At 60.1% G+C, this 5,869-nt stretch carries 7 protein-coding genes and 1 tRNA gene; 4 read left to right on the forward strand and 4 right to left on the reverse strand.

The annotated features are described in order from the left end of the window. Positions 1-14 precede the first annotated feature (14 nt). Positions 15-104 (reverse strand) — tRNA-Ser (locus E1297_RS04855). Between the two features lie 120 nt (positions 105-224). Here E1297_RS04855 and E1297_RS04860 point away from each other — a divergent pair. The 3 genes from E1297_RS04860 (at position 225) to E1297_RS04870 (ending at position 1,906) form a co-directional block, all read left to right on the forward strand. After that, positions 225-644 (forward strand): hypothetical protein, encoded by a 420-nt coding sequence (locus E1297_RS04860; protein WP_155134623.1) that lies wholly within the window; start codon positions 225-227, stop codon positions 642-644. 262 nt (positions 645-906) lie between these two features. Continuing rightward, entirely contained in the window at positions 907-1,329 is a 423-nt protein-coding gene (locus E1297_RS04865; protein ID WP_155134626.1) for a DUF2147 domain-containing protein, read from the forward strand. Between the two features lie 100 nt (positions 1,330-1,429). Then, positions 1,430-1,906 (forward strand): DUF2147 domain-containing protein, encoded by a 477-nt coding sequence (locus tag E1297_RS04870; protein WP_155134629.1) that lies wholly within the window; start codon positions 1,430-1,432, stop codon positions 1,904-1,906. Positions 1,907-2,285: 379 nt separating this feature from the next. Here the strand turns inward: E1297_RS04870 and E1297_RS04875 are convergent, their stop codons facing one another. From E1297_RS04875 to E1297_RS04885, 3 genes are all read right to left on the reverse strand, one after another. Continuing rightward, entirely contained in the window at positions 2,286-2,999 is a 714-nt protein-coding gene (locus tag E1297_RS04875; RefSeq protein ID WP_155134632.1) for a glutathione S-transferase N-terminal domain-containing protein, read from the reverse strand. Between the two features lie 107 nt (positions 3,000-3,106). Then, the gene (locus E1297_RS04880; protein WP_155134635.1) at positions 3,107-3,583 is read right to left on the reverse strand and encodes a GNAT family N-acetyltransferase; all 477 of its coding nucleotides are present in this window, start codon (positions 3,581-3,583) and stop codon (positions 3,107-3,109) included. Positions 3,584-3,597: 14 nt separating this feature from the next. Next, positions 3,598-5,139: a glycosyltransferase family 39 protein gene (locus E1297_RS04885; RefSeq protein ID WP_209015646.1), complete on the reverse strand. Its 1,542-nt coding sequence runs from the start codon at positions 5,137-5,139 to the stop codon at positions 3,598-3,600. Between the two features lie 138 nt (positions 5,140-5,277). Here E1297_RS04885 and E1297_RS04890 point away from each other — a divergent pair, with 138 nt between their 5' ends. After that, positions 5,278-5,613: a MazG-like family protein gene (locus E1297_RS04890; RefSeq protein WP_155134638.1), complete on the forward strand. Its 336-nt coding sequence runs from the start codon at positions 5,278-5,280 to the stop codon at positions 5,611-5,613. Positions 5,614-5,869 lie beyond the last annotated feature (256 nt).

The raw sequence follows: 5,869 nt of genomic DNA on the forward strand, positions 1-5,869 counted from the left end.
TTTTCAAGGGCAAGTGGCGGAGAGGAAGGGATTCGAACCCTCGAGACGGTTCCCCGTCTACTCCCTTAGCAGGGGAGCGCCTTCGACCACTCGGCCACCTCTCCGGTGAGTCCCGTTTAGTGATCACCGCCCTCGAACGCAAGCCATTTTTCGCGCCTTGACCGGTTTTCCACGCCCTGCCTATGCCGTCTCGCCACGCCCCCTGTCACAGGCCTGAGATGTTTATGCGCGACGGTTTTGAAAGCGGCCCGTCAAGGCCAATGCGCATCCGGTCCTGCAACGCGCGTTTCTCCAGTTGCAGTCAAACCGGAATGAGAAATTTCACAGTGACATTTTTTGCTTTAAATCGCTCAATGGTTGTATATTCTATATCAGCGACCCGTGATGTTTATCCGCACGGGCGAAATGAAAATACGATTTGGAATGAGGGGATATTTATGAACGCGGAAGAGTTTCAGCACTGGTGCCAGCGGATGGGTTTCAAGAGCACCGCGGCGACCGCGGAGGCTCTGGGAATTGGTTCTCGGAATACGATCGCCAAATTCAGAAAACAGGGGGCGCCACGCTACATTGCCCTGGCATGTGCCGCCCTGGTCAACAACATCCCGCCCTACGCCAATCGCGACAGCGAAACGGCGGCCTGATCCTGTCCGGCGGCGGATCAGCAGGGAAACGCCGCCGGACCGGCGCCAACACATCAAGGGTTTGCGGCTGGTCCAAACGCATCTTGCCAAACCGGGGAGCGGATCGTTTCCCGGATCTCATTCGGGAAAACCGGCCCTGCCCGGCTCATCCGGCCGATTTTCTTGATCAGGTGACGCAGGGATACGGGTTTGCACGCCCCCGGAAGACCGGTAGGCTCTGTTTCCGTTTAGGGAAGCATGAAGCTTCTTGGGAGGAGTAACAATGTTGAAATCAACTCTGGCCGCGCTGGCACTCGGTGCCGGTCTTGCCATGACTTTCGCCGCACCAAGCTTTGCCGCCGACGCCAAGGGCGAATGGATCCGTCCGAGCGGCGCCTCGAAAATCCAGATCAACTCCTGCAGCTCCGGGCTGTGCGGCAAGATTGTCTGGATGAAGCAGCCGCGCAACGACACCAAGAACCCGAACGCCTCGCTGCGCAAGCGTTCGCTGGTCGGGGTGGAGATCATCCAGTCCATGAAGCCGACCGGCAAGTCCGGCCAATGGAAGGGCAAGGTCTATAACGGGGAAGACGGCAAGACCTATACCGGTTTCATCCAGATGACTTCGGCGAACAAGCTGAAACTGGAAGGCTGCGTCATGGGCGGCCTGATCTGCAAGGGCGAAACCTGGACCCGGGTCAAGTAACCGGTTCATCTTCCGTTCAGCAACGCTACTGTCAAATCCCCGCCGCAAAGTCCTGAGATCGTGACAGCCTGTCACACTCCATTTGCGGCGGGGTTTTTTCATGCAATTCTTGAAACATGCACCAAACCGGCGGGCCGGACGGCCAGTTTCTCTTGTAATCGGGGCGGCATGTGCCGGTCTTGCGCTGATGGCAGCCTCACCTGCCCAATCGGCCCCCGACATCTCCGGAAAATGGCGCACAAAGGCTGATGCCGTGGTCGAGATTTCGACCTGCGGATCAGCACTCTGCGGCAAGCTTGTCAGTTTTCCGGCCCCGAAGGGCGAAACCGAAGCCACCGCGACGGACGCCAACAACAGGGATGCGTCCAAACGCAACCGCAAGCTTCTGGGCCTGAAAATCCTGTGGCAGCTCAAGCCGGACGGGGATGCCTGGTCGGGCCGCATCTACGATCCGCGGCGCGGCTTCAGCGCAGCCGCAACCGTCACCACACCCCGTGCCGGTCAGCTGAACATCAAGGGCTGCGTGAAAGCCGTGGTCAATGTCTGCAAGAACGAGGTCTGGACCAAGGTGAACTAGCGCGCCAGTCCAGGCACCGCCCGCGTCAGCAGGCTGTTTCCCGAGGGAACCGGCCCCGGAACGGATACGGGACCGGCGTTTAATGGGGGGGTTATACCAACCGCTTCAATCATTGACCCGTCTGACCAACACACGCTTGCATTGACTGAGCCTCGAAGACTAGGAGGCTGAAAACCTCGTTTGACGATCTGCGCGTGTGCCACAAGGTGGCCGGGAAGCCATCAATGGCGGAAAGCGCCATTCATGGCATTCCCTGACGAAGCCGAACGCCCTTCGCCGAAAGCGGAACCTGTCCTGTTTCGGGTGAACAGTCGGGTTGCCTTAACGTCTTCACGCTTGTTGAGAGGACCGAACAAGGCATGAAACAGGGCGTTTGGTGTTACTTCGCGCGTTGCCCGAAGAGGACGCCCTGTGCCTTCTTGTCGTCGGCCAGCGCAAACCGTTCACGCTCGTCCTTGCCGACCACAAGCCCGGCCTTGACCGCCGGGCGTTGTTCCAGCCGCGCCTTCCAGGCTTTCACATTCGGGAACTCCTCAAGATCCATGCCCTGGCGTTCCCAGCCCTGCGCCCAGCCGATCATGGCCATGTCGGCAATGGTGTATTCACCCGCCGCGACATACTCCCGGCCTTCAAGCCGCTTGTTCAACACGCCGTAAAGCCGATGGGTCTCGTTGAGATAACGGTCCATGGCGTACTGGATCTTTTCCGGTGCATAGATCCGGAAATGGTGGTTCTGACCAAGCATCGGGCCAAACCCGCCCATCTGCCACATCAGCCATTCTTCCGTTTCAACCCGCTTGCGCTCGTCAGAGGGATAGAACTTGCCGAACTTGCGGCCGAGATACTGCAGGATGGCGCCTGATTCGAACACGGTGATCGGCGCGCCGTCGGGCCCTTCCGGATCGATGATCGCCGGCATGCGGTTGTTCGGTGAAAAGGCGAGAAACTCCGGAGCGAACTGGTCGCCCTTGCCGATATCGATGTACTTCACCTCGTAAGGCACACCAAGTTCCTCGAGCATGATCGAGATCTTCCAGCCGTTCGGCGTCGGCCAGTAATAAAGTTCAATCGGCTTGTTCTGCGTGACAGTCATGAAGGGCTCCCGGCCGGGTTGATAAGACGTATCGGCGAATGACGATGATTTAGGACCGTTCAGTCCAGAGTTCAACCGGCATTCGTTCGGCGAAATTTGCTCACCGTTCACATCAGCATTTTCTTGTAGCCCAGATGGCTCTGGTCAAAACCCAGGCGCCTGTAGAAATGATGCGACCCCTCGCGCTCCCGGTTGGAGGTGAGCTGCAGCAGGCAGGCGCCCGCTTCACGCGCCAACTGTTCGGCATGGGCCACCATCTGCCGCCCGACGCCGGTCCCTTGCTGGTCCGCACGGACATGGACGCTTTCAAGCTCCACCCTCGGACGCCCCTGATAGGCCAGTCCTTTCAGGAAATGGATCTGATAGGTCCCGACCACATGGCGTTCCGGATCAAGCGCGACATAGATGGCGGCCTCCGGTGCCGAACACAAGGCCTCGAAGGCGGGACGGTAGTCCTGCCAGGTCGCAAATTCCTTGTCCCGGCGCACGCTGGTCGCGCCAGCGTTCAGGAGCGCGACAATGTCCTTCAAATGCTCCGGTTGCGCCTTCTCGATGGTGCAGGCGTTTGCCGGGCCTTCGTTCATCTCCGCTCTCTCCTTCACAAGCATGCCGGATCATCCGGGTTGAGTTCGGCAATGCCCCACCAGGTTTTGCGCCAGCCTTCCGGTTTCCACAGATGCGGCCAATTGCCCTCAACATATTCCGCCTTGAGCGCCGGTTCACCGATGCCTGCCTTTTGGCTCAGCTGACCGAAGCGCCGGAGCGCCGGGGTCTGCGGCTTCGCGTTCCCCTGTTCCCAGACATAGAAACATCTGGCACGGGCAGGCGTGCGGGCCGGAATATTGGGGGCCACAATGCGGGCTCCGGGAAACAAAACCCGCAGATTGCCGCCGGTATAGCCATTGTCCGCTATCAGGGTCGCGTTGGAGGCACCAAGAGCTGCAAGCGGGTCCTTCAGCGCCTCGTATGGTTTCATCTGCCGGCACTTTCCGCCGCACCAGAACTTGTCCGGCGCAACAAATCCCGGAACACGGAGGAGGAACACAACCACGGCCACACCCGCAATCACCGCGCCCAGTATGCGCCATTGCCGGTGCCATTCGAACCGGGCAAGATCGGCAAACAGATAGACCGGCAGCAACAGAAGCAACGGGTGCATGTGCCGTTCCTTCACATAGGTCGCCCCTGTGGCGGCAATCAGGAGCGCGGTCAGCACCACCATGATCAGCACCGTGCGACCGCACAGCCGGGCAACATCAGTCACTGGCGACAAGGGAGCAGGTTTACGGCCCGCGTATCGCTGCCAGAACAAAAGGGCGAGCACCGGCACCAGAGGCACGGAAAATCCGGCAATCGCAAAGACCAGCTTGCCGAGCCCCTCCCCCGCCCGGAGCCAATGCGGCGTGGCGGCTTCCACCCCCATCGTCTTTTCCATGGAAGCGGCAAGGTTGAGGCCGTCACTGAGGATCCAGTAAAGATAAGGGCTGTAGGCGATCAGGGCGACCACCGGCACAAGCGCCAGACCGGACAGGCGGAACCGGCCGCGCCAGGCGGCGTCACTCGCGGCTGCGGCCAGAATCGCAATGACAAACACCGGATAGGAGTGCTTGGACAACAGGCCTGCGCCCACCGCCGCCCCGAACAGCGCATAGTGCCCGAGATGCCGGGTTTCGAGCGCCTTGATCATGAAAAAGGCGCTCGCGGCACAGGCTGTGGTCAGCACCACGGTTTGGGTGACGCCTTCGTGGAGGTTCCAGCCGAACTGATAGAACAGGGAATATGAAAAAATGCAAAGCGCTGCGGTTTTCGGCTCCGGGATCGCCTTGCGCGCGATCAGAAACAGAAACAGCGCTGCCAGCGAGATCAGCGCGTATTTGACAAAGAGTGCCGCCCAGATGGTCGGCCCGAACACCTGCTGGGCAGACCACAGCACCCATTCGTAAAGCGGCGGCTGACGCAGCATGTAGCCGGGCTCAAGCGTCTGGACGAGCACGTTTTCAAACATGTCGTCCGTTCCAAGCACGGGCGAGGCAAGGGCCCTGAGCAAGAGATGGGCAAGCCCCCAGGCTGCGACAATCGCCCAGACGCCTGCAGGCCTTGCGTAAAAGGGAGTGTTTTGAGAAGGAAATCCGGAAGACACGCGTGAAAAGCCCGGTTCAATGTGAAGCTGCCCTGCCCTTATCGCATTTGGCAGGGCTTGCCTAGCAAGTGAAAGGGTTGGTGAGAACACCTCGCCCTGCTATGCGGTCCATTCCGCTACAGCATCAGGGGCCTCTCCATGACATTTTCCGACCTGCGCAAGGCAAACATCACACGGCAGGCCGAATGGCCGGGCAACGGCAAGGCGGATATCGCCTTTCGCGGGCTTGAAGTGGCGGGCGAAGTTGGCGAGGTCGCCGAGGCCTTGAAAAAATACCTGCGCGGCCAGCGCGGCATTCACGGCTCGACCGCAAGTCTCGACGATGTGGCCGATGAAATCGCCGACGCCATCATCGCCCTTGATCTTCTCGCGCAGGACCTCGGGATCGACATTGGAGCGGCAGTCGCCCGGAAATTCAATGCGACCTCTGAGAGGCACGGATTGAAAACGCGGATGCCAGAGGACGCAGGCTAGGGCCCTCAAGGATCCGGCGAGCCCGGATCGCGTGAACGCCTGCCCATGATGATGTCCGGGCTTGGCGCGGCTTCTGGTCAAGTGCAGGCATTTTCGGAGAGGTCAGGCATACCCGAAGCACCCCATATTGCTCATCCCCGCAACCGCAACGGGGTCTTCTCACCCCCCTCCAAAAACGCGAAAAAAGATATCCAACACCGCCGTTCGCGCCCCTATACTCCGGTCTGTGCCCGCTCTCACGGGCCCCCGGGGGACC

The organism is Roseibium sp. RKSG952 (genome assembly GCF_009711355.1).

Excerpts from the sequence above, each read along its gene's own strand:
- E1297_RS04860 (WP_155134623.1), top strand. The coding sequence starts at position 225 with ATGCGCGACGGTTTTGAAAGCGGCCCGTCAAGGCCAATGCGCATCCGG.
- E1297_RS04865 (WP_155134626.1), top strand. The coding sequence starts at position 907 with ATGTTGAAATCAACTCTGGCCGCGCTGGCACTCGGTGCCGGTCTTGCC.
- E1297_RS04870 (WP_155134629.1), top strand. The coding sequence starts at position 1,430 with ATGCAATTCTTGAAACATGCACCAAACCGGCGGGCCGGACGGCCAGTT.
- E1297_RS04875 (WP_155134632.1), bottom strand. The coding sequence starts at position 2,999 with ATGACTGTCACGCAGAACAAGCCGATTGAACTTTATTACTGGCCGACG.
- E1297_RS04880 (WP_155134635.1), bottom strand. The coding sequence starts at position 3,583 with ATGAACGAAGGCCCGGCAAACGCCTGCACCATCGAGAAGGCGCAACCG.
- E1297_RS04890 (WP_155134638.1), top strand. The coding sequence starts at position 5,278 with ATGACATTTTCCGACCTGCGCAAGGCAAACATCACACGGCAGGCCGAA.